A 22083-nucleotide genomic window follows, 5' to 3' on the forward strand; every position below is an offset into this window, starting at 1 on the left:
TCAGTTGACAGTGCGCTCCTGGAACAACGTTTCGATCAACGGACACTCCGGGAGCGTGCCGTCGCCGCATTGGGCAACGACGGATTTGAGAACGCGCTCCATGCGCCTCAGGTCGGCGATTCGCCGCCGATGCCAAGGCTGAACAGGACAAGGCGAATGATGCAGCAGGACGAGGCGGCGAGCGCGCCGAGAATGCCACCGGCTGCGACCAGGCGCTGTCGTCCGAGCATGAAGCCATAAACAATTGCTGCGCATCCTCCCCCCGGGACAAGGCTGTCATTTCTGTGCCCGCGACACCGCCGAGCTTTGCCGTGCGGCCGGGTGTGACGTTTCCCGACTGGTCGGTCGTCACGTCGCCGGTAGTCCGGAACGCGCTGCTGGCCATGGTCGGCTCCGACCATGTGCTCAAGCGCTGGAGCGGCTATGATACAGCGGCGGACCGCGTGCGCATCGCGCTGGTTAAGCTCTATGCCGAGGGCGGACGAGCCCCAAGCCGGAGCGCGCTTGCGGAGCGCGCCGAACTCAGCGGGGCGGCCATCCGGCCTCTGCTCGCAGAACTTCGCCGGCGCGGTCTGGTCGTTCTCGACGGCGAGCAGATCGTCGGCGCTTATCCCTTCGCCGACCGGGAGACGGGCCATCGGGTGACGCTGTACGGACACGTAGTCAACGCCATGTGCGTCGTCGACGCGCTCGGCATCGGCGCCATGAATCCGACCGCGACATCGCGATCGCCTCGCCTTGCCGCCATTGCGGCGCGCCGATCCGGATCACCACGCGGCAGCGAGGACGGGCGCTGGCCGAGGTCGCGCCGTCGACGGTCGTCATGTGGCAGAGGGTCCGCTATGAACGCGGCTGCGCAGCGAGCTCGCTCTGCGCGACGACGGCGTTTTTCGGCTCTGACGAGCATCTATCCGCCTGGCGCGACGGACGTTCCGCCGACGAGCCGGGCTTCCGGCTGTCGATCGAGGAAGGGCTCGAGGCCGGCCGCGCGCTTTTCGGGCCGAGCCTTGCCGATCTCGATGCGGCATCGAAGAGCGCGACGGTCGCAAGCCGGCCCTTCCCGGCCAACGGCCGCAATGGAGGTGCCTATGACCTCGTCGTGGTTGGCGCCGGCTCGGCCGGCTTCTCTGCCGCGATCACGGCCGCCGATCAGGGCGCGCAAGTCGCGCTCATCGGCAGCGGCACCATCGGCGGCACTTGCGTCAATGTCGGCTGCGTGCCGTCGAAGACCCTGATCCGCGCCGCCGAGACGCTGCACAATGCACGCGCCGCCGCCCGCTTTGCCGGCATCACCGCCGAGGCCGAACTGACCGACTGGTGTGGAACCGTCCATCAGAAGGACGTGCTGGTTTCCGATCTGCGCCGGGCCAAGTATGTCGACCTGCTCCCCGCCTATAACGCTATCGCCTATCGCGTTGAAGGGCCAGCGCGCCTCATCGACGGCGGTGTCGAGGTGAATGGCACGCGCATTCCGGCCGGCAAGATCATCGTCGCCACCGGCGCAAACCGGCGGCCCCCGCCATTCCCGGCATCGAGACCGTGCCGTATCTGACCAGCACGACCACGCTCGACCTCGAGGAACTGCCGCGTTCGCTGCTCGTCATGGGCGCTGGCTATATCGGCGCAGAGCTCGCCCAGATGTTCGCCCGCGCCGGCGTCAAGGTGACGCTCGTCTGCCGGTCGCGCCTGCTCCCCGAGGCTGAGCCCGAGATCGGCGCGGCGCTGACGGGGGTATTTCGAGGACGAGTGTATCACCGTCGTCTCCGGCATCGCCTACCGCGCCATCCGCAGGATCGAGGGCGGCGTTCTACAGACCGTCACGCGCGACGGCCAAGATGTTGCGATCGACGCCGATCAGGTGCTGATCGCGACCGGCCGCACCCCCAACATCGACGGCCTTGCCCTCGCCGACCATGGGATCGCCGTCTCGCTGAACGGCGGCATCGTCGTCGACGGCCGAATGCGCACCACCCGGGTGGCATCTATGCCGCCAGCGACGTCACCGGCCGCGAACGAGTTCGTCTACATGGCCGCCTCCGGCGCAGGCTCGCGGCGAGGAACGTCCTCAACGGCGACGGCCTGTGCTACGACAACAGCGCCATGCCGGCGATCGTGTTCACCGATCCGCAGATGGCGAGCGTCGGGCTGACCGAGGCCGCGGCGCGCGCCGAGCGAAATGCGGTCCCTGTCTTGACGATCGGTCCGACCAGGTGCCCCGCGCGCTTGCCGCTCGCGATACCTGAGGGCTCATCAAGCTCGTCGCCGACGCTGGAACCCGTCGCCTACTCGGCGCGCATATCCTGGCGCCGGAGGGTGCCGACAGCATCCAGACCGCGACGCTGGCGGTCCGGCAGGGCCTCACCGTCGACGAACTGGCGGACACGATTTTTCCGTACCTCACCACCGTCGAAGGGCTGAAACTCGTGGCGCTGGCTTTCGACAAGGACGTCGCCAGGCTGTCGTGCTGTGCCGGCTGATCAACGCTGCTGACAGGGGTTTACTGGGAGAAATCCGTCGCCCCGTCGCTGCTGACGGCTTGACTGTCACGATATGTCGCGGAGCTTGGTAGTTGCTTCCTACGCGCCGATCTCGGTATCGCGCCCGAACTCGAGCCGCGGCCGGATCACGCGTCTGCGGAGCTCCATACGGAGGTGCTCGCGGCAAACGACCAGGCATCCGGAGCGGTTTCACCTATGAGCCGTTTGGACACATTCGATCGAAAGGCGCGAGCGTAGCCAGTCTCATGTTCCTTCTCTTCATTGGTTGCGGCGCTCACTTCTGGCGCTCGATGAGGCATGCCTGACCGGAGAACGGCTTCGCCTCGATTGGCTTCCCGCAACGGCCCTTCAGAACTTTCTTCCCCTGCCGGCTCCGCCGTCATTCCTCACGGAACAACAAAGTTTCTTCCTGCCCGCCCTCCACAATGTTCCGGCCTTTCAGGTGCGGACCGATCGCCCCCCGGTCTTTCCGACAGCCATCGAGGCCGCGAAGGGCGCGGCCCGAAACAACGAAAGGAACATGACAATGGCTACCATCGGCACCTTCACCTCTACCGAAAACGGCTTCACCGGCTCAATCCGCACCCTCGCCCTTAACGTCAAAGCTCGCATCGGCCGCATCGAAAACCCCTCGGACAAGGGCCCGCACTTCCGCATTTACGCGGGTGCCGTCGAACTAGGCGCCGCCTGGCAGAAGCGCTCCGAGCAGGACCGTGACTACCTCTCGGTCAAGCTCGACGACCCGAGCTTCCCGGCCCCGATCTACGCGACGCTGACGGAAGTCGAAGGCGAAGATGGCTACCAGCTCATCTGGTCCCGCCCGAACCGGGACTGATACTCTCGATTAAGGCCTCGCCGCCAGGCGGGGCCTTTCACCGCGGAACTACACAGCATTTACAACAATACTGTAAATGCCGGATTTGCGTCGGTTCTGATGCTATTGTGCCCGCCGGCAAAGACATCTGGAGATCAACATGCCTCGCCCCGGTGGTTCCTACTCAACAAGCGATCTATCCCGGAAGTCCGGCGATATCATCGCCGAGGCGTTGCGCCATCCGGTCACGATCACCCAACGCAACAAGCCGCGCCTCGTCCTCCTTAACATCGACGACTACGAACGGCTGATGCGGCAATACGATGCCCGTTCAGTCGGCACACTCGAAACCCTGCCGGGCGAGCTGCTCAACGAATTCGAGGCGGCGGTGGACGCCTATGGGGAAACCGACGAGACCAATCGATGAGCAGCTATGATGGCATCCAGACCGCGACGGTCATCCGTTATCCCTATTTATGGGCGCGGCAAGCCCGAAAAGGAGAGATAGAGGGGCGGAAGTATCGGCCAGTCGCCGTCGGCGTGAGGCTTGCCCGACCTGATGACGACCTGGTTCTGTTTTTCCCGATCACCACCAAGCAGCCCGAGCAGGCTCGCTGCGCGGCTGAAATTCCGGCCATCGAGAAGCGGCGGGCCGGCCTCGATGCAGACCTGCGCCTCTGGATCATCTTCGATGAATTCAACACGTATATCGTTGGCCGCTCCTTTTACATCGAGCCCGAGCCGCCGATCGGGCGGTTCAGCAAAGCGTTCTTCCTTCCCCTCCTCCGCGAGTTCATCGCGCGCCGCAAATCGCTCACCGAGATCAGCCGGGTCAGATAGCACACCCTGAGATTCGTACCCGGGCGAGTGAGGCCGGACGTCCCCTCCGGCCGGGAAGAACCCATAAGCGGTGGTGGCGCGCCATTCCGATGTCTTCGATGAGGCTGTCGCGGGTGGCGCCTTCGCCAGGCGTTGGATCGGCTTCTTGCCGGAACCCCGCAACATTTCGCGCTGGAAGGGCGCTCCTTTCGGCTCACCGTTGCTGCGACGGCACGCGAGGCAGGGGGCAGCCGTAACACGATTATGCCGAATACAGCGAGTTCATCGATGGATTGGCAAGTCCGCGTGGTCCGGCAATAATCCGCCCGCTCCAAAACAAGAGACTGCCGCGCTGCGGATCTTGATCGGCCAGCTTCAGGAACAAAGCGCCTTCTCGCGACCGAGAATGCCAGGCTTCTCAAGAGGGTGCTCCGGCCGTCGCCAGCGACCCTGAGCTTCGCGCCCAGTACGAGCACCTGAAGATCAGAGGAACCAGGAGGAAGGCCCGTCGACGATATCCCGGTTGTCCTGATGTGTCTCTAGGAGACCTGTGCGCGGGTGTCTGGACTGGCGTGTTGATCTGAGATTCCCTCAATCCGAACAATGGATTGAGGGATGCGATGTCACGTCGGCGCATTGGTCAGGAACAGTTGGGTTTTGCCGTTGCACGCCTTTCGTCGTGCCACAACCTGGCGCCGCCAGAAATCTTCCCCGACGCGTTGCGGCTCCTCGCGAGCCAAAATTCAGGCGGGGGGCAGGTCCTTCACGTCGTTTCGGCCTTTCAGGTGCGTCCCTCCTTCCCAGCCTGCCGCCTGTCCCCGCGATGACCGCAATTGGGACAGAGATCCATCATGCAACAGCTCGCTTAATTCTTCGCCGCTACCGGCCGACGGCTCCGCGTCCTCGGCAAAGGTGAGCAGCCATTCCTTCCGGAAGGGAAAGCTCGGTCTAAAGCTCGCCATCAAGATTCCGTTCTTCATCTAAATCCAAGTGTCCTTCCGGATCTGGAACCGGCGCGGATGAAGCGCTTTCGTGCTCCGCTTCGGCGGGCCATTTTTCCTTCGGCAAGGAAGGTCGCGGACGATAACCGCGTTTTCGTTTCTGTCGGAGCAGATCGAGAAACAATCGGACCGCATCCTCTTCCTGGCCGAAATGATGGACCATCATCTGTCCCTTGGTTCCAATGCGACCCCACTTGCGAAGCAGGCAGATGTCGCCGAAGAGGTTCGGTTCGATCGACATGGCATAGTAGCGGGCCATATTCCTCGAGGGATCCAGGCGCTCGACATAGAGCCGGTAGGGTTGCGAGATCATGAGATCAGAATCGCTGATCCCGACTATCGCGTCCAACGACACTTGTGAATCGGTGGGCACGGATCGATTCATATCGCTGATGTTATGAGAAAGAGCATGTTGGGCGAGACGCCTATGGCGCACGGCTCTACTCGCTGCGCTCACGGAGCCCGCCCGCGGTCCCCGCCCCGTCGGGTGACGATCCTCTCGCGACCTCTCAGTCACACCAGCCGTGTCGCACACCGTCCCAGCGCCTGGCAAGGCCCTCATGAACGAGCGTGCTGCCCCAGCGAGCGCCCCGCTCGTGTCACCGTGCGGAGCTTGCGCCCATACTTGTCCTCATCTCGTAACCCGGTTGAAAGCGAGAATGTCCCCGCTTTGAGCAGGGTGAGAAGGCGTGCGTTCGCCTCCTCCCCCCTTATCCGTTCGGCCTCGCATCGCGGAGGGCGCAACTCAGGTGTGTCGAAATCGGCAATGCGGATTTTTTCGCCCTCGAACCAGAACCGCCATCGACGACGCAGTTGATGTGGCGGCCATCGAAAGCGAAGCCGACAGCAAGTCCGCTTTTGACGTGTTGGCTAAAGTCAGGAGACAAAACTGTGTGCAGAAGCGGGGAGCAGTCGTTCCCGCCTCCCCTTCGGGCCACTATGTTGAGGCTCCTGCGGCTGCCCTGTTTCCCGCTCCTCGCACGACGAGAATGCCCGAAATCCCGCCTGTTGGGCGGCGCTCACGCTGATTTCTCCGATACTCTTCATTCTCCTGGATCCGCCTTGCTCGTTGCACTGCGCGCCGGCTGGATCACGCGGGCTTCAGACATCTTTCCGACCTTGGGAAACCGTTTCGCGCCGCCGCAAGCCTTCATGTCTTCGCGCCGGAACCAGATCGCTCGGCCGCATCGGAGCGGCGCATTGCCGGCCGTAAACACGATCTGTTCATCGGCGCGCATGCGCAGAACTTCGTGTGGCTGGATCAGCGGTCGAGCGGCCAGTTGCTTCGAGCGCGTCCTTGAGGAACCCTTCGCTTGAAAACTGCGGCTGACCTGGTCGATCTCGACCGTGGTCATGCCGCAACGCCTCGAGATATAGTCCGCCGTCTCCGGATCGTTGATCGCGGCAAACGAAATCCAGCTCGCGCTCTCGAACCATTTGCTCGCCGCGTCTCGTCCGCCATAGGTCTCGCGCATCTGGCCGATTGACTGGTAGATCATGGTGAGCATGATGCCATACTTGCGACCGGCATCACGCGCGGTTTCCAGAATCCGCATGTAGCCGAGCCGCGCGACCTCATCGAGAAAGAAGAGCGCCCTCCCCTTTACCTCGCCGTCGCGATTGTAAATGGCGTTGAGGAACGAACCGATGATCACACGCGCAAGACCGGCATGGGTCTCCAATGTCTTCAGGTCGATGTTGATGAACACATCGGTTTCACCGGCCGCAAGCGCGTCGGTCGAGAAGGTCGAACCGGATACGAGTGCGGCGTAGTTCGGATAGGACAGCCAGTGGGTTTCCTTGACCGCATTGGCGTAGACGCCGGAGAAGGTTTCCGGCGTCATATTGACGTACGCGGCCACATTTTCTTTCACGAAATCCGAATTTGAATTGTCGTAGATCGACTGCAGCCGCTCGCGCAGTTTCGGCTCCGGTTCCGCCAGATTGGCCCGAACCTGCCGCAAGGTCTGGTTCTCCTTGTCCGTGTGGCCGGACAGGCAGACGTCGGCAATCAGCGCGGTCAGCAGCTGCAGCGCCGATGCCCGGAAGAAGTCGTCGCGCACGCCGCGCATGCCGCCGCTGTCGCTCATGATCCATGACGCGACCGAGGCGATGTCTTCCTCCTTTGTTCCGCCGAACCGGCCAATCCAGTCGAGCGCGTTGAATCCTGTTTCCGGTTCCTTCGGATCGAGAATGCGGATGAAACGCGCGGCTGCTTTGCGATGCTCATAGACCATCGGGGCCACTTCGTTGGAAGGATCGAGAACGACAAGCGCTCCGCCCCATTTGAGTGCCGTCGGGATTGTCACCGACGTCGTCTTGAAACCGCCCGAACCCGCGAAGACGATCCCGTGCGAGGATCCGAACGAACCGTCGAAGCAAAGCAGCGGCGACTTGCCGCCGGCGCCCCAGGTTTCGGGGTCGCCGGCGCGAAACGACAGCGCCGCCGTGCTGTCCTTGTCGACTCGGTAACGCTCGCCAATGACGATGCCGCCGGTATCGGCAAAGAGTTTTGCCGCTTCCTGCATCTTCATCCAGTCGGCTTCACCGTGGAGCGCCCTTTTTCCCCGGATGCGTTTCGGCTCGGCGTGTGCGAAGGCGGCATTGCCGATCAGTGCGACGCGCAGCGCGAAACATGCGGCCATCAGCGCGCCAGCCGCGCCGAGCATCGTTGCAGGGTCGAGATACGAGGCGATGGACTTGTCCGCCGGCACTTGCCTGGCGAATGCCGCAAGACGTGCCGCCTCGCGTATCCCAGCGATCAGGATCGTTGCCGCGGCTCCGGCCAGGGCGCTCCAGCCGGCGAATTTGATGTTCGCGGAGCCGGCGCTCGCGAACAGGACGATCACCCCGATGGCCGCAGCGGTGACATAGGGCAGAGCGACCCCGATCCGGCCGAGAGTCAGCCTTGCAGCATCGGTCTCGCCGAAGGTGGACAGCCATTGCTCGACGCCGTTCATTCCGATGACGGCCAAGACCATCAGCACGACAGGTGCGACGGCGAGTGTGATCCTATTCACCCTCATCGCCGAAGGCCTCTGCGCCGAGAGCGATCAAACGCGCCCGCTCGCCTTCGTCGGACCTCAACCGGCGACTGAGGTCAACCAACGCCCCGAGCAGGAGCGCGCGCTTCTCGTATCGCAAGCCCGCCTTCACGATCAGGCCGCCGAGTTCGATCTTCTCCCGCGTATCCTTCTTGCGGGCGTCGGATGTCGCAGTCCTCGCCATCCGATCAAGCCTCGACATTGCCGCCCTGAGCCGCGCCAGACCCGACCGCCGTGGTGGATGCGCCGGCGCTGGCGTCTCCATTCCCCTTCTTCCCTCCGGCCGCAAGCCCCTGCCCTCCGCGAAAGCGCTTCGCCAGACTCTCGAAGACTGCCTGAAGTTCGGCTTCCTCGATCTCGATTTCGCCAAGTCCTGCTTTGAGCGCAATCCTGCCGATCCGCTCGGCTTCGCGGGTTTCCGCGGCCTTGAGCTGTTCCTGAAGCTTGGCGATTTCGTCGCGAATTTTCGAGGCAGGTTTCTTCATTCCGTCCGTCTCCGTGGCTGAGAAAGCTTGTCTTTCGAAGCCAGTTTTTCGGAGCGGAGTGCGGAACGCACTACTGTGAATCCTACAATCGCCAAGGGCGATGCTTTGGTGAATGATCCCGGCCGTTCCGAAGGAGCGGCTTCCAAGGGCGCAATTATACGTCGCTGGCGCGACGACTTGGCTTTCGGCCCTGGCGGGGCCACCGCTCCCAACGAACCTGTTGATTTCGTGTGCAATCGGGAAGACTCTGCCGTGGCCGTTCCTCATTTCTCCGTCAGCGTCGTCGCCCGCGGCTCCGGCCGCAGCGCCGTGCTGTCGGCGGCCTATCGGCACTGCGCCAAGATGGACTATGAGCGGGAAGCCCGGACGATCGACTATCGCGCCAAGCAGGGTCTTCTTCACGAAGAGTTCGTCATTCCAGCCGATTCACCCGAGTGGTTGCGGTCGATGATCGCCGATCGCTCGGTCGCCAGCGCCTCGGAAGCCTTCTGGAACAAGGTCGAGGATTTCGAGAAGCGCGCCGATGCTCAGCTCGCCAAGGATGTCACGATCGCGCTGCCGATCGAGTTGACGGTCGAGCAGAACATCGCGCTGGTGCGTGACTTCGTCGAGCGGCATGTCACCGCCAAGGGGATGGTGGCGGACTGGGTCTATCACGACGCGCCGGGCAATCCGCATGTCCACCTGATGACGACGCTAAGACCGCTCACTGCAGATGGTTTCGGGGCAAAGAAGATCGGGGTCCTCGGTCCGGACGGCAGTCCGCTCCGCAACGATGCCGGCAAGATCGTCTACGACCTTTGGGCCGGAAGCCTCCACGACTTCAGTGCGTTTCGCGACGGCTGGTTTGCCTGCCAGAACCGCCATCTCGCACTCGCCGGTCTCGACATTCGCATCGATGGCCGATCGTTCGAGAAGCAGGGCATCGAGCTTACCCCGACCATTCATCTCGGGGTTGGCACCAAGGCGATCGAGCGGAAAGCGACGGCCGATGACCAGGCCGTTTCGCTTGAGCGATTGGAGATGCAGGAGGAGAAGCGCGCCGAGAATGCTCGACGCATCCAGCGCCGCCCGGAGATCGTCCTCGACCTGATCACCCGGGAGAAGAGCGTCTTCGACGAGTGTGACGTGGCCAAGATCCTGCATCGCTATATCGACGACCCCGGGGTCTTCCAAAGCCTGATGGCCCGCATTCTCCAGAGCTCCGAGACGCTCCGGCTCGAACGGGAGCGGATCGCATTCGCGACCGGCATTCGGGTGCCGACCAAATACACGACGCGCGAGCTGATCCGGCTTGAAGCAGAGATGGGATCCCGCGCGATCTGGCTCTCGAGGCGCTCCTCGCATGGCGTTCGGAAGGAAGTGCTCGAGGCGACGTTCACGCGACATTCCCGTCTGTCGGCCGAACAGAAGGCGGCGATCGAGCACGTAGCGGGCGCCGAGCGGATCGCCGCCGTCATTGGCCGCGCCGGCGCCGGCAAGACGACGATGATGAAGGCTGCGCGCGAAGCATGGGAAGCGGCCGGCTATCGTGTCGTCGGTGGCGCGCTTGCGGGCAAGGCCGCCGAAGGCTTGGAAAAGGAAGCGGGGATCACGTCACGCACGTTATCGTCCTGGGAGCTGCGCTGGAACGAAGGCCAAAACCAGCTCGACGACAAGACGATCTTCGTGCTGGACGAAGCGGGCATGGTGTCATCGCGGCAGATGGCGCTGTTCGTCGAGACGGCCACGAAGGCCGGCGCCAAGCTCGTCCTGGTCGGCGATCCGGAACAGCTGCAGCCGATCAAGGCGGGGGCAGCATTCCGGGCGATTGCCGATCGTATCGGCTATGCCGAACTCGAGACCATCTATCGCCAGCGCGAACAGTGGATGCGCGATGCGTCGCTCGACCTCGCACGTGGCAATGTCGGCAAGGTAGTCGATACCTATCGTGCAAATGGCAGGATGATGCGCTCCAAGCTCAAGGCTGAAGCTGTTCAGAATCTGATCGCGGACTGGGACCGGGATTACGATCCGACGAAGACGACATTGATCCTCGCGCACCTTCGGCGCGATGTGCGCATGCTCAACGAGATGGCGCGCGCCAAGCTCGTCGAGCGTGGCATTGTCGATGCTGGTTTCTCATTCAAGACGGAGGATGGCAATCGCCGCTTCGCACCTGGCGACCAGATCGTCTTCCTGAAAAATGACGGAGCGCTCGGCGTCAAGAACGGCATGCTCGGCAAGGTCGTCGAAGCCGCTCGGAACCGCATTGTCGCGGAGATCGGCGAAGGCGAGCATCGGCGGCAGGTCACGGTCGAGCAGCGTTTCTACAATAACCTCGATCACGGTTATGCCACCACAATCCACAAGAGCCAGGGCGCCACCGTCGACCGGGTGAAGGTGCTGGCTTCGCTCTCCCTCGATCGGCATCTGACCTATGTCGCGATGACCCGCCATCGCGAGGATCTCGGGGTCTATTACGGCGCCCGATCCTTTGCGAAGTCCGGTGGCCTCGTCCAGATCCTGTCGCGGAAGAATTCGAAGGAAACCACGCTCGATTACGAGAAGGCAACCTTCTACCGGCAGGCGCTGCGCTTCGCCGAAGCCCGCGGCATGCACCTCGTCAATGTCGCCCGCACGATTGCCCGCGACCGGCTCGAGTGGACGGTCCGGCAGAAACAGAAACTGGCCGATCTGACTCAGCGGCTCGTCGCCATCGGCGCGAGGTTCGGTCTCGCCGTGGGCGCCAAAACAACCAACTCGCAAAACCTCAAGGAGACCAGGCCCATGGTTGCCGGTATCGCGACATTCCCGAAATCGATGGAGCAGGCAGTCGCTGACAGACTCGAAGTCGATCCCGGTTTGAAGAAGCAATGGGAGGATGTCTCGACCCGCTTCCATCTCGTCTATACCCAGCCGGAAGTCGCCTTCAAGGCGGTCAATGTCGACGCGATGCTGAAGGACGAGAGCGCCGCGAAGTCCACGCTATCGAACATGGCCAATCAGCCGGAATCCTACGGTTCGCTGAAAGGAAAAGCCGGTCTGCTCGCAAGCCGTGCCGACAAGCAGGACCGCGAGCGGGCCGAACACAATGTGCCGGCATTGGCCCAGAGCCTCAGTGATTATATGCGCCAGCGCAGCCAGGCCGAACAACGCTATCAGGCCGATGAACTGGCAGTCCGCCGCAAGGTGGCGATCGACATTCCGGCGCTGTCTCCGGGCGCCAGGCAGACGCTGGAGCGCGTGCGTGATGCTATCGACCGCAATGACCTACCCGCGGCGTTGGAGTTTGCTCTCGCCGACAAGATGGTCAAGGCCGAATTGGAAGGCTTTGCCAGGGCGGTCACCGAGCGCTTCGGGGAGCGCGCCTTCCTGCCACTGGCCGCCAAGGACACGAACGGAGAAACGTTCAAGACGATCACAGCTGGAATGAACCCAGGCCCGAAGGCGGAGGTCCAATCGGCCTGGAACACGATGCGTACGGTGCAGCAACTCAATGCCCATGAGCGAACGATCGAAGCCCTAAAGCAGGCCGAGACGCTGCGGCAGACGAAGAGCCAGGGGCTGTCGCTGAAATGAACATTCCTCTCGTTGAATTGACCTCGAGGAGGCGACGCGGTAAGCCGCTCCTCCTCGGGTTAGCCACGATGACAATGGCGGCGGTCGGCACGATCTCGGCCGCCTGGTTCGGCGGCTACCGGATCAATCTCACGCCGAGTGAACCTCTCGGTCTCTGGCGTATCGTCAAGATCGATCGCCCATCCGCCGTCGGCGATCTCGTCTTCATTTGTCCGCCTCGAACCTCGGCCATGCGGGAGGCGCGAATGCGTGGTTATCTGCGCGCCGGCCTATGCCCGGGCGGCATAGCGCCGCTCATCAAGTCGGTCATCGCAGTTGCAGGGCAACGGGTCGAGGTGGGGGTCAGCGTCAACGTGGATGGGCGCCCAGTCCCCTCCTCGGGTCTTGCTCTGCGCGACGGACAGGGACGGCCCATGACGCCGTTCTCGGGCGGCATCGTGCCGGTCGATTACGTTTTCCTGCACTCGCGGTTCGGGGGCTCCTATGACTCCCGTTATTTCGGTCCGGTTCCGGCTGCCGGCATTCTCGGCCTGGCGCAAGAGGTCCTGACCTATGCGCCGTAATCACCTCCAGCCGGCACTGCTGACCGTCACTTCAATTGTAGTCGGAACGGTCGGGTGGAGCGGTTATGCCCTCCTTCTTCCGGTCGCACTGGCATTCCCAATTCTTTGGTCGCTCGCGCTGACGAGATGGGTAGCGGCACTCGTTTCCGCTGGATACTTCCTGGCGGCGTCACGTGGGCTACCGCAAGGCGTCGCGGCGTTTTACGCCTCCGATCTCTGGCCGGGTTTGTTGCTCTGGCTGTGCGCATCGGCGAGCTTCGTTACCGTGCATACGGTGCTCTGGACGAAGTGTTCTGACCGTCGACCGTTTCGCTATCTCTTGGCGGCTGCGCTTATGGCTATACCGCCAATGGGCATCACCGGCTGGGCTCATCCTGTCACGGCCGCGGGAATACTTTTCCCGGGATGGGGATGGTGGGGACTGGTCGCGACGACAGCCGGCCTCATGGGCCTCGTAACCCGCATGTGGCCGGCTGTCGCAATCGCCTTCACAGGCTTTTGGCTTTGGTCCGCCGCAAACTGGACCGAGCCGAAATTACCTGAGGACTGGCGGGGCGTCGATCTCGAACTGGGGTCATCGCTCGGCCGGAACACCAGCATTCAGCGTCACCGTGATCTGATTGCCACGGTGAAGGACCTCGCATCTGGCAACGTCCGGAATGTCGTTCTGCCCGAGAGCGCCTTAGGGTTCTGGACGCCGACCGTCGAACGGCTCTGGGCCAAGGCTCTGCAGGGTACGAATATCTCCGTGATCTCCGGCGCGGCGACGATCGATGCGACCGGATACGACAATGTGCTGGTCACGATTTCCGCGGACGGCGGCAGGGTCCTCTATCGCGAGCGAGTGCCGGTCCCGGGCTCGATGTGGCAACCATGGCGGTCGTGGTTGGGGACGAGTGGCGGCGCCCGAGCGCATTTCTTTGCCAATCCCGTAGCGACCGTAGGCGATCGCCAGGTCGCGCCACTCATTTGCTACGAGCAGCTCGTCCTCTGGACGGTATTGCAATCGATGGCCTACGATCCGGACCTGATCATTGCAGTTGGAAATGGATGGTGGACCAAGGATACTTCCATCGTCGCGATTCAGCGCGCGAGCGCTGTAGCGTGGGCAAAGCTTTTCGCAAAACCGCTTGTTCTTTCCTTCAACACCTGAAGCCCGAGGAGACGTCATGCTCGACGCTGCCCTAGGCCGCAAACTCATAAACGGACTTTCGTAATCGGGAAGAAGATGATTCAAAGGGGCCTTGATTTGGGGGCCTTGCATGACCCGTCGTCGTTTCGACCTGACTGATTTCGAGTGGGCGATTATTCAGCCCCTATTGCCGAACAAGAGTCGCGGCGTGCCGCGGGTCGATGACCGGCGGGTGATCAACGGCATTTTATGGCGGTTCCGCACAGGCTCACCTTGGGCGGATGTGCCGGAGCGATATGGGCCTTACACCACCTGCTACAACCGTTTCGTGCGGTGGCGAAAGGCGGGTGTTTGGGATCATGTCTTGCGTGAGATCGCAAAGGCCTTCGACGGCGACATCGTCATGATCGACAGTTCCTGTGTCCGCGTTCATCAGCATGCGGCCACGGGAAAAAGGGGGATCGAGACGATGGCTGCATGGGACGTTCCCGCGGCGGCCTGACGACGAAAATCCACGCGGTCGTCGACGCCGACGGCAGACCGATCAGCCTTGATCTGACAGCAGGACAAGCCCACGACAATCGGATGGCAGGGCCGATGCTGCAGGACATGCGCGAAGGCGCGATCCTCCTTGCTGACCGCGCCTACGACACCAATGCCTTGCGAGACTTGGCCAAAGAAAAACGCGCCTGGGCCAACATTCCGGCAAAACGGAACCGCAAGGCAAGCTTCCCCTTCAGCGCATGGGTCTATCGACAACGCAATCTGATCGAACGCTTCTTCAACAAACTCAAACAGTTCCGCGGCATCGCAACCAGATACGACAAAGACCCGCGCAACTTTCTCGCTGCCATTAAGTTGGCCGCGACACGCATCTGGATCAGGTCGTTATGAGTCTATGCCCTAATCAAAGAATGCGCCGATCCTTCTCTCAAGCCCGCGATCGTCGAGCAGTTCGTCGCAGCCGCCGGCTCGACGGACCCGCTCGCCGTTTCAGTTGAATCGGGTGGACGATTGATCCTCGTGCCGAAAGCGACTTCCGCCGGCGAGGCGATGGCAATCGTGAGGCAATATGTGGGTCAGGCGGTGGTTCGCGTCGGCCTGACACAGTTTCCAGTGGGCGTCGGCGTGAAGAACGCAGCAGACCTTCAGCCGGACCTCGTCGACGCCTGCGAAAACCTTCGCAAGGGAACCTCGATGTTTGCCAAGGTTCTTAGGATCGTTGCCAAGTCGTATGGCAATCCCGAGAGCGACGACGTCATCCCTCAAATATTCGAGGATGCTGTCTACGCATGGAAGACGGGTGAGTTCGAAGGCGTGAGCGTGTTGGCGCCTGATCCGGGTGGCAGCGTTGCGACGGAAGAAGTGTTGCGGTCGGATGACCGCGATAGTCATACTCAAGACTCGGCCTCTGAATGGCCTGAGGGAAACGACAGCGTTGGATCGGCAGCAATGCGGATCGATCTTTCCCGCATCGGCGGAACGTGAAGCCTAACCCGAATCTCTCAGTGCGCCCCGATGGCGCGTATCACCAGTGGAGGAAGGTTCCACCCAGATAGTTGTCGATAGGGGTAGCTAGCGACCGGTTCGGTTGGGTAACTGGCCGGGTCGAAGCCTCGTGACAAAGGCCACCTTGGGCGGTTGAGCGATCCGATGGGCCGTAATGCGAGTAAAGCCTGAGCAGGCCTCGAAAGTGATGATGTGGATGCCGACGTGCCTGAGATTCGGGGAAGGCCGCGTGAACGGGGAAGCAATCGACATGGGCACCCGTTCGATCCACCCGGGTATTGGGCACGGCACGTTGGAAGGGTGATGCGGGTAACGGGGGAGACCCGTTTGGCATGAGGGTAGCGGCCTCAACGCAGCCAAGGGCGGCGGTGCGAACGGGAGTCGGACAGGGCCATAATACCGCTGAAGCCGGGTAATGCCGGTGGAGGGAAGGGCCCTGACTTCTGATGTGCTTTCGACGTTGGTGAGGAGGGGGTGATTGGCGATGACCCTCGAAACACCCGAAAGATCAGGAACCTGCAGAGGAAGCTGTGTCGCAAGGCGAAGGCGGAGCCCGCTTTCCGCTTCTACGTGCTCTACGACCAGATCTGCCGTGAGGACATGCTGCGCCATGCCTATGGGTTGGCCCGCGCCAATGCGGGTTCGCCGGGCGTGGACGGGGTGACCTTCGCGCAAATCGAGGCGGAGGGCGTGGAAGGGTGGCTGGCGGGCCTGCGGGAGGAACTCGTCTCGAAGAGCTACCGGCCACAGCTGGTGCGACGGGTGATGATCCCGAAGCCGGGGGGCGGTGAGCGCCCGCTCGGCATCCCGACCATTCGGGATCGGTTGGTAAGGCGCCGGTCGAAGAGCGGGACGGTGACGGGAACCGGCGCATGAGCGGCGGCAAAAGCAGCACGCGTGGCACGCCGCTAGGTGGGGTCGCAAGCTCGCTGCTCTCGGTCATCTACATGAACCGGTTCCTGAAACATTGGCGGCTCACCGGACGCCGCGAGGCATTCCGTGCGCATGTCATCTCCTATGCCGATGACTTCGTCATCCTCAGCCGCGGGCACGCCTGGCGTGGACACGGACGGTGATGACGAAGCTTGGGCTGACGCTCAACGAGGCGAAGACCTCGCTGAAGGATGCCCGAACGGAACCGTTCGACTTCCTTGGGTATAGCTTCGGTCCGCACCGTTTCCGGAAGGACGGCCACTGGTATTTGGGTGCGAGCCCGTCCAAGAAGAGCGTGCAGAGGATCAAGACGAAGATTGGTGATCTCCTGGTACCCGGCAACAAAGAGCCGTGGCACGTGGTATGTATCCAGCTGAACAGACTTCTGCGCGGCTGGTCTGGCTACTTCGGCTACGGAACACGTTTGCCGGCCTATCGGGCGGTCGACAACCACGCCTATGACCGTGTTCGCGCTTTCCTCCGCAAACGGCACAAGGTGCAGGGACGCGGCACGCAACGATTCTCCGACGATAGTGTCTTCGGGGACCTCTGCGTGCTGCGTCTTCGACGCGTGCACATTGGATCGCCGCGGTGGGCCTCGCGATGAAACCAGTCGGAAAGCCGGATGCGGGAAATCCGCACGTCCGGTTTGATGAGCGGGGAAGGGAAACGGGGCGATGCCAACACGGCCCAAGCCACCGCGCCCTTCCTCGACTCTACAAGTAGGGGGTTCATCGGGCCCACGAATCTGAGAAGTTGCTTTTACGACAAAGAATTAGCAGAGGGCGCGATGCAAACACACTTATCTCCGCGCAGCTCGAATTTGAAGCCTTCGGCGCTGCTGCTTCGCCACGTCGACGGGGCCATCGGGCTGTTCGACCGGATGGCCGCCTGCTTCGTCGATGGCCGCGATCGCAAGTGCACGGTTCACAGCGTGCGCACGCTGATCGGCCAGCGCGTCGCGGCGATCGCGCTGGCCTAGGAGGATGTCGACGACCACGACACGATGCGCCATGACCCGGTGCTCGCGCCTTTGTCGGAGCGGCTGACGCCGAAGCGGCAGGACTCCGCGGTGCGTGCCGGCAAATCCACTGTGAACCGGCTGGAGCACGGCCGAACCGACCGCGATCACAAGATCGCCCACGCAGGGAACGCGCTGGAAGCGCTGTTCGTGGAACTGATCGAGGCGGGCAAGGAGGCGGGTTCGACCGATTGGGAAATTTTTCAATCGTTCTGCCGATCTCCATTCCGGGTATCATCACTGGTGCGACCATTACCTTCTCTCTCGGCTTCGGTGATTTTATTGCTGCTACATTGGTCGGCGGTGCCGAGGGCGTCATGATCGCCGGCGTGGTCATCAACTTGATGGGCGTCTCATTCGATTGGCCGCTCGGCGCTGCGATCGGCGTCGTTGTTGTGGGCATGGCCCTTGCCCTGATGTCTGTCCTCAATCATCTCGAACACAAGGCAACGGTGCGGCTATGAATCTCACCTTCGGCTCCAAATGGCTGATTCATCCACTTGCCACATTGACCTTGGTCGGCTCGCACACCGTCAAAGGCAACGAAGCCGCCGCTCCAGTGCTGTCGTAAACGATCTTGATCGACCAGGCGTGGATGAGCCCGCTCCAAGGCACGTGCCGTCCGCGTTCCTGGAAGCGGAAGCTCAGTCACTTAGCCAACCGGCCAACTGAGCTCAATGACATCTCCGGTTCGGCAAGGAGGCCCTTCTTTTTCGCCGTGCGGAAAAACGTCTCGCGCGCCGCATTCACATGCATCTCTCCAACAAGGCATTTGCTTAACGCCTGCCAAGTGATGCGGGCGACGAGATCCTCCGCGTCGGGTCGCTTTCGCTCCACGAAGACGATCGCTTGCTCACGGAACAGATTTCCTTCACGAGAGTGCGGCCATTTTGCGCATAGACCAGGTCGTTAAAGGATCCCCGCATCATGACCTCCGCCGTCGGGTCCAAAGAACTGTAACCGGACGCCCCGGTTTTCGGAGCGACTTTCATCTGGGAGGCACATCTTGGGCCTTCAAGATGTCAGCGTCATGTCGAAGGAAAGAGGCTGGCTACTCGACCTGGACTTCGTCGGCCGGAGTTTTTGGACTTATGCGGCCGATGTGCCATTTCCGCCTTGTGGGTCTTGATGGGATTCGAACCAACGGCCATCCTTTGGATGGGCTAACGCCTTGAATATACAGCAAGGCTCGATAATTTGAATGCCGAGCCGCAAGGCACTACTTCGCGAACTCACGATACAGCTCGACCGTCGGTGCGTGCGTATCGATCGTGTCGGCGACCTTGGCGGCCATCGGCAGATTTTTCTTTTCCGCCTCCCATACCGCCCTAAAACGTTCAACCGTCTCGCGCGCCGTGTCGATCACCAGCTTTTCGGAAAGCTCCGCTTTCGCAGCCAGATGCGCCAGCTCGTCCTTCGACAGCGCCGCCATCTTTTTTGTGCGGGAGAAATTGAGCGCCGCCGTATCTTGCCCCTCGATGTAAGGGATAGTCGACAACAAGTCATACGCTGGCGAGAGCGCAGGGGTGCGGCGATCAGGATAGATGAGCGACCAGTTCTTCAGGTGCATGTCGCCATTGCCGATTAGCGTGCTGAAGACTAGACGCCGGATGAATTCCGCCACGTCGGCCGTGCTGGTTTCGATCCCCAGCACGCGGCCGATCATCCGGTAATTGCCCTTATCGTATTTGTGGTCGGGAAAGACGCCGAAGACTTGCGCAAAGTCCTCGATATGCACCGCTCCCTCCGGCGTGCGGTCAAAACGCTTGATCGCCAGCGCCTGCCCGTGCAGTTCACCCACCCCCTGCGGCAGGCCGCTTACGGCGTCGAGATCAACCAGCTGGAGCTCAGGCACGTCCATACCCATCATGCGGGCGATGGTCATCATCGCGAACTCATTCTCGGGCACGCCGCTATATTGCTGAGACGGCAGCTTCACGATCCACGAGCCACCCGTGCCCTCGGCCGGAATGGTCAAGCCGCCGCCCTTTTTGTCGTTCTTAAAGGCCGAGAACTTCAGCTGCACACCTGCCAGCGAAAAGCGCAGCGCGTTCGGCCGCGCTTCGACGATAGCCTGCTCGTCATCCGGAGGCGCGTCATCCCCTTCGGAGGGATGCACCGTCACAGCCCCAGGCAGGTCGCGGCCGAGCATCCAGAGCAGGAAGAATTCACGCGACGGCTTCACACCCGCACGATCAGCGAGGTATTTGCGCAGCGGTCCTTCCGGCAGTAGGTTCGAGAAGAAGGGAGGGACCACCATGTTGTACGGCCTGAACTTCGTGATGAGCGCCCCGAACGGGTCTTTCAGGGACAGGCTAAGCGTCCGCCGCTTTTCGTCTTCGATATAAGCCTCGTTGAACGCGAAGATGGTGCGCCCGTCCTGCAGATTCGTCAGGGTCGAAACCGGTTCCCCATACAGCCTGACATCGAGTACCGTGACCTTAGGCATTATCGTCTTCCTCATCCAGCGCATAGGCCGAGCGAGGGACCGCGTCGTCGCGGTCGCGGTGCACCGCGGCGTTGCGTAGGTGTCTTACGGCATGTGCGATCCTGCTCAGTTCCTGACGGGATGGAGGATCAGCCTGCCACCGGTCGAGGCGTGCAGTCGCCTCGTTGAATGTGTCCATCTCCTCGGCCGACAGAGGAAGATGCCGTAAGAGCGCGAGGCTATCTTTGAATGTATCTGCCTCGGAAGCACTACCGAACCCGCCCCTGTGCTGCGCAAACCACCGCTCAAGGCGCCCCACCAGTTTGCGCTGGTCGGATGTCAGGACATCACTCGATGCCGATGCACTATCGAGGATATTGCGGATTGCCGGCATCAGTTTTTTCGGGGCAAGGACTATCTCGAGGTCGAGCGCGCGCGCCACATCCACTAGGCTGCCAAGTCCGGGCTCCATGGTGCCCCGTTCTATCTGAGAAATATGGCTTTGCGTCAGGCCCGATCGTGCGCTCAGCTCGCGCTGGCTCATTTTCTGCGCTTCGCGCGCAGCGCGCAGCTGCTGCGTTATATGCTCCGTTTTATATGCCATATCATTATCCTGTATCGCAGGATGCGAAACATACAGGATAATATATAGAGGATTCTCAGAGCAATGCAATGTCGATATACAAAACCGTATCAAAACGCTGACTTATATGGAATTATATATCAACTTGCAGTCTTAGGACTCACAGTTACCCATCAGCTCCTATAGCCACCCATCAGTGCGCGCAGCAGATCAACCTGCGCAGACCCTGCAGGTATCGTGTCTGCTGTAAAGGGGACATTGATGTAGGCTTGCCCGTCCGGTTGCGACCGCGCATGCACGCCGAATTCCTCGAAAAGCCGGAAGCCTACCGCCCCGACATCGACCAGCGCATTGTAGCTGTCCCATTTCCCCCGAGTACCCCATAGCGTGCGCTGCTGGTCCACCAACCGGCCAATGGCAGTGACAAAGGCACGATCCTCGGTCGGTAGCTCAGGCGCCACTTCGCAGAGCGTACCGGTATCGTTCATCCCGTCCAGATGAGCGAACAGGTAGGACGCGATCCGCAGGGGCTCAAGGATGACAATGCCGACGTCATGGAAGACGTGCACCACCATGCAGCCGATATGACTGGATAGCATCGCGCGCTCTGATACGACAATCCGTCAGCCCGATCGCGAGATTGTTATCGATACCGGATCAATACTCCCCAAATGTGCCGTTTGAATCTTCCCCAGTTTGCGCCGTGACCGGTCTTCCGGGGCGCGCCCCGGAAGATTGGTCGCATGTCATCACCGATACTACTTCCGATTGTCGGAAGGGGGATGTTGGTGATCAAGCTCGGGGAGATGATGATGATCTTGGATTTGCATCGACAAGGCTTATCGGTGTCGGCGATCGCCAGGCAGACCGGCGCGGACCGAAAGACTGTCCGCAAGTATATCGATCGCGGTCTGGAAGCGCCGGCCTATGGGCCAAGGAGACCACGCGCGACGGTGATAGACCCATTCGCTGCTTATCTTCGGGAGCGCGTGGCGGCCTATCCTGGGCTAACGGCGCGACGACTTCTGCGCGAGCTGAAGGAGCGCGGCTACAGCGGCGGCTATACCGCTGTCACCAAAGCGGCATAAATTGCCTGACACGCATTCAGCCGCCATGGCTGCGCTCGATTTGCTCGATCAATGCCGCCAGGGTTGCCAGATCATCTGGACGCACGAACGACCTACCGGCCGCGATCTCAATGAAAACATCGGGGGCAGCGACGTCCGTCCATGACGCAAGCAGAGAGCGAAGCCGCCCATCCGCGTCGTAGAACATGACGCGGTCCTCGCCCCAGTTCTGCTTGCGTGTCGACAACACGAAGCGCTGGCCGCGCCACGGATGGAACGGGTGCGTGACCTCGAATTCTATACGCGCTTGAGTGTCAGTACGAACTGCAGTCCTGGACTTGAAAGAAAGCCAAGGTCGAGAGGCCATTCCGCTACATACGCGAAGACTTCTTCCTGGCTCGCTCGTTCCGCAACCTTGATGACCTGAACGCGCAGCTGCGCCATTGGCTGGATACCGTCGCCAATCCCAGGGTGCATGCCACGACCTTGCGCGTCGTCAATGAGGCTTTCGCCGAAGAGCGATCTCATCTACGACCACTTCCCCTGGCCCGTTTCCGATCGGTCCTGAAGCTGGAGCGGCGAATCTCGCGTGACGGCATGGTCATGACGCTGTTGCAACGGCTAT

Annotated in this window: 18 protein-coding genes and 9 pseudogenes; 16 read left to right on the top strand and 11 right to left on the bottom strand. The window is 61.7% G+C overall.

The genetic code is table 11. The features are described from left to right. Together SS05631_RS32410 and SS05631_RS30035 are read right to left on the bottom strand one after the other, a co-directional pair. A pseudogene (locus SS05631_RS32410) lies at positions 1 to 129 on the bottom strand (MerR family transcriptional regulator); the annotation flags it as partial. Further along, positions 126 to 230 (bottom strand): annotated as a pseudogene (locus tag SS05631_RS30035) (mercury transporter MerT); the annotation flags it as partial. The pseudogenes SS05631_RS30035 and SS05631_RS32410, both read right to left, overlap by 4 nt. A gap of 6 nt (positions 231 to 236) precedes the next feature. On the opposite strand from SS05631_RS30035, the pseudogene merBA reads away from it, so the two are divergent. From merBA to SS05631_RS31600, 4 genes and pseudogenes are all read left to right on the top strand, one after another. Next, positions 237 to 2477: pseudogene (gene merBA / locus SS05631_RS31595) on the top strand (bifunctional organomercurial lyase/mercury(II) reductase MerBA). 547 nt (positions 2478 to 3024) lie between these two features. Then, on the top strand, positions 3025 to 3333 hold the full coding sequence (locus SS05631_RS30060; protein ID WP_037426368.1) for a DUF736 domain-containing protein: 309 nt from the start codon (positions 3025 to 3027) through the stop codon (positions 3331 to 3333). 139 nt (positions 3334 to 3472) lie between these two features. Beyond that, positions 3473 to 3739: a type II toxin-antitoxin system prevent-host-death family antitoxin gene (locus SS05631_RS30065; RefSeq protein ID WP_010875404.1), complete on the top strand. Its 267-nt coding sequence runs from the start codon at positions 3473 to 3475 to the stop codon at positions 3737 to 3739. Beyond that, positions 3736 to 4152: a hypothetical protein gene (locus SS05631_RS31600; RefSeq protein WP_037426343.1), complete on the top strand. Its 417-nt coding sequence runs from the start codon at positions 3736 to 3738 to the stop codon at positions 4150 to 4152. Before SS05631_RS30065 ends, SS05631_RS31600 begins: the two co-directional genes overlap by 4 nt. Before the next feature lie 1041 nt (positions 4153 to 5193). Here SS05631_RS31600 and SS05631_RS32420 read toward each other — a convergent pair. The 5 genes and pseudogenes from SS05631_RS32420 to traC all read right to left on the bottom strand — a co-directional run. After that, positions 5194 to 5445 (bottom strand): annotated as a pseudogene (locus SS05631_RS32420) (WGR domain-containing protein); the annotation flags it as partial. 196 nt (positions 5446 to 5641) lie between these two features. Beyond that, positions 5642 to 6019, bottom strand: a pseudogene (locus SS05631_RS32425) (thermonuclease family protein). 156 nt (positions 6020 to 6175) lie between these two features. Further along, positions 6176 to 8158 carry a Ti-type conjugative transfer system protein TraG gene (gene traG, locus SS05631_RS30085; protein WP_157213218.1) on the bottom strand — a complete coding sequence of 661 codons (1983 nt, stop codon included), beginning with the start codon at positions 8156 to 8158 and terminating at the stop codon, positions 6176 to 6178. Then, positions 8145 to 8360: a type IV conjugative transfer system coupling protein TraD gene (locus tag SS05631_RS30090; RefSeq protein WP_037426337.1), complete on the bottom strand. Its 216-nt coding sequence runs from the start codon at positions 8358 to 8360 to the stop codon at positions 8145 to 8147. Before SS05631_RS30090 ends, traG begins: the two co-directional genes overlap by 14 nt. A gap of 4 nt (positions 8361 to 8364) precedes the next feature. Beyond that, positions 8365 to 8661 (bottom strand): conjugal transfer protein TraC, encoded by a 297-nt coding sequence (gene traC / locus SS05631_RS30095; protein WP_037426336.1) that lies wholly within the window; start codon positions 8659 to 8661, stop codon positions 8365 to 8367. A 252-nt stretch (positions 8662 to 8913) separates the two neighbouring features. On the opposite strand from traC, the gene traA reads away from it, so the two are divergent. The 10 genes and pseudogenes from traA (at position 8914) to SS05631_RS31605 (ending at position 17844) form a co-directional block, all read left to right on the top strand. Beyond that, a complete protein-coding gene (gene traA, locus SS05631_RS30100; protein ID WP_037426333.1) occupies positions 8914 to 12222 on the top strand; it encodes a Ti-type conjugative transfer relaxase TraA in 3309 nt (1102 codons plus the stop codon). After that, a complete protein-coding gene (gene traF, locus SS05631_RS30105; protein ID WP_037426330.1) occupies positions 12219 to 12785 on the top strand; it encodes a conjugative transfer signal peptidase TraF in 567 nt (188 codons plus the stop codon). Before traA ends, traF begins: the two co-directional genes overlap by 4 nt. Continuing rightward, entirely contained in the window at positions 12775 to 13938 is a 1164-nt protein-coding gene (locus SS05631_RS30110) for a conjugal transfer protein TraB (protein WP_037426328.1), read from the top strand. The genes traF and SS05631_RS30110 overlap by 11 nt, the downstream gene beginning before the upstream one ends. Positions 13939 to 14047: 109 nt before the next feature. Beyond that, a pseudogene (locus SS05631_RS30115) lies at positions 14048 to 14811 on the top strand (IS5 family transposase). Positions 14812 to 14823: 12 nt separating this feature from the next. Continuing rightward, positions 14824 to 15405, top strand: coding sequence for a TraH family protein (locus SS05631_RS30120; RefSeq protein ID WP_037426322.1), 582 nt, complete (start codon positions 14824 to 14826; stop codon positions 15403 to 15405). A gap of 495 nt (positions 15406 to 15900) precedes the next feature. Beyond that, positions 15901 to 16302 (top strand): hypothetical protein, encoded by a 402-nt coding sequence (locus tag SS05631_RS32430; protein ID WP_240533494.1) that lies wholly within the window; start codon positions 15901 to 15903, stop codon positions 16300 to 16302. Continuing rightward, complete coding sequence (locus SS05631_RS32435; protein ID WP_234818732.1) at positions 16299 to 16502, top strand: reverse transcriptase domain-containing protein; 204 nt, start codon at positions 16299 to 16301, stop codon at positions 16500 to 16502. The genes SS05631_RS32430 and SS05631_RS32435 overlap by 4 nt, the downstream gene beginning before the upstream one ends. Further along, entirely contained in the window at positions 16502 to 16966 is a 465-nt protein-coding gene (locus tag SS05631_RS32440) for a group II intron maturase-specific domain-containing protein (RefSeq protein WP_240533493.1), read from the top strand. Before SS05631_RS32435 ends, SS05631_RS32440 begins: the two co-directional genes overlap by 1 nt. 228 nt (positions 16967 to 17194) lie before the next feature. Beyond that, positions 17195 to 17539 (top strand): annotated as a pseudogene (locus SS05631_RS30130) (transposase); the annotation flags it as partial. Positions 17540 to 17697: 158 nt separating this feature from the next. Further along, a complete protein-coding gene (locus SS05631_RS31605) occupies positions 17698 to 17844 on the top strand; it encodes a hypothetical protein (protein ID WP_158499789.1) in 147 nt (48 codons plus the stop codon). Between the two features lie 755 nt (positions 17845 to 18599). Here SS05631_RS31605 and SS05631_RS30145 read toward each other — a convergent pair. The 3 genes from SS05631_RS30145 to SS05631_RS30155 form a co-directional block, all read right to left on the bottom strand. Further along, entirely contained in the window at positions 18600 to 19829 is a 1230-nt protein-coding gene (locus SS05631_RS30145; protein WP_037426314.1) for a HipA domain-containing protein, read from the bottom strand. Next, positions 19822 to 20412, bottom strand: a complete 591-nt coding sequence (locus SS05631_RS30150; protein ID WP_037426312.1) for a helix-turn-helix transcriptional regulator — start codon at positions 20410 to 20412, stop codon at positions 19822 to 19824. The genes SS05631_RS30145 and SS05631_RS30150 overlap by 8 nt, the downstream gene beginning before the upstream one ends. A gap of 152 nt (positions 20413 to 20564) precedes the next feature. Further along, positions 20565 to 20990 carry a hypothetical protein gene (locus SS05631_RS30155; protein WP_240533492.1) on the bottom strand — a complete coding sequence of 142 codons (426 nt, stop codon included), beginning with the start codon at positions 20988 to 20990 and terminating at the stop codon, positions 20565 to 20567. 189 nt (positions 20991 to 21179) lie between these two features. Here SS05631_RS30155 and SS05631_RS30160 point away from each other — a divergent pair. Then, positions 21180 to 21473: pseudogene (locus SS05631_RS30160) on the top strand (helix-turn-helix domain-containing protein); the annotation flags it as partial. Between the two features lie 22 nt (positions 21474 to 21495). Here the strand turns inward: SS05631_RS30160 and SS05631_RS32590 are convergent. Further along, a complete protein-coding gene (locus SS05631_RS32590) occupies positions 21496 to 21825 on the bottom strand; it encodes a DUF5372 family protein (protein WP_015633592.1) in 330 nt (109 codons plus the stop codon). Here SS05631_RS32590 and SS05631_RS30170 point away from each other — a divergent pair. Next, positions 21804 to 22061: pseudogene (locus SS05631_RS30170) on the top strand (IS21 family transposase); the annotation flags it as partial. The gene SS05631_RS32590 and the pseudogene SS05631_RS30170 overlap by 22 nt on opposite strands. Positions 22062 to 22083 lie beyond the last annotated feature (22 nt).

Source organism: Sinorhizobium sp. CCBAU 05631, from assembly GCF_002288505.1.
Lineage (GTDB): Bacteria > Pseudomonadota > Alphaproteobacteria > Rhizobiales > Rhizobiaceae > Sinorhizobium > Sinorhizobium fredii_C.

Excerpts from the sequence above, each read along its gene's own strand:
- SS05631_RS30060 (WP_037426368.1), top strand. The coding sequence starts at position 3,025 with ATGGCTACCATCGGCACCTTCACCTCTACCGAAAACGGCTTCACCGGC.
- SS05631_RS30065 (WP_010875404.1), top strand. The coding sequence starts at position 3,473 with ATGCCTCGCCCCGGTGGTTCCTACTCAACAAGCGATCTATCCCGGAAG.
- SS05631_RS31600 (WP_037426343.1), top strand. The coding sequence starts at position 3,736 with ATGAGCAGCTATGATGGCATCCAGACCGCGACGGTCATCCGTTATCCC.
- traG (WP_157213218.1), bottom strand. The coding sequence starts at position 8,158 with ATGAGGGTGAATAGGATCACACTCGCCGTCGCACCTGTCGTGCTGATG.
- SS05631_RS30090 (WP_037426337.1), bottom strand. The coding sequence starts at position 8,360 with ATGGCGAGGACTGCGACATCCGACGCCCGCAAGAAGGATACGCGGGAG.
- traC (WP_037426336.1), bottom strand. The coding sequence starts at position 8,661 with ATGAAGAAACCTGCCTCGAAAATTCGCGACGAAATCGCCAAGCTTCAG.
- traF (WP_037426330.1), top strand. The coding sequence starts at position 12,219 with ATGAACATTCCTCTCGTTGAATTGACCTCGAGGAGGCGACGCGGTAAG.
- SS05631_RS30110 (WP_037426328.1), top strand. The coding sequence starts at position 12,775 with ATGCGCCGTAATCACCTCCAGCCGGCACTGCTGACCGTCACTTCAATT.
- SS05631_RS32435 (WP_234818732.1), top strand. The coding sequence starts at position 16,299 with ATGAGCGGCGGCAAAAGCAGCACGCGTGGCACGCCGCTAGGTGGGGTC.
- SS05631_RS32440 (WP_240533493.1), top strand. The coding sequence starts at position 16,502 with ATGACGAAGCTTGGGCTGACGCTCAACGAGGCGAAGACCTCGCTGAAG.
- SS05631_RS31605 (WP_158499789.1), top strand. The coding sequence starts at position 17,698 with ATGATCGCCGGCGTGGTCATCAACTTGATGGGCGTCTCATTCGATTGG.
- SS05631_RS30145 (WP_037426314.1), bottom strand. The coding sequence starts at position 19,829 with ATGCCTAAGGTCACGGTACTCGATGTCAGGCTGTATGGGGAACCGGTT.
- SS05631_RS30150 (WP_037426312.1), bottom strand. The coding sequence starts at position 20,412 with ATGGCATATAAAACGGAGCATATAACGCAGCAGCTGCGCGCTGCGCGC.
- SS05631_RS30155 (WP_240533492.1), bottom strand. The coding sequence starts at position 20,990 with ATGCTATCCAGTCATATCGGCTGCATGGTGGTGCACGTCTTCCATGAC.
- SS05631_RS32590 (WP_015633592.1), bottom strand. The coding sequence starts at position 21,825 with ATGGCCTCTCGACCTTGGCTTTCTTTCAAGTCCAGGACTGCAGTTCGT.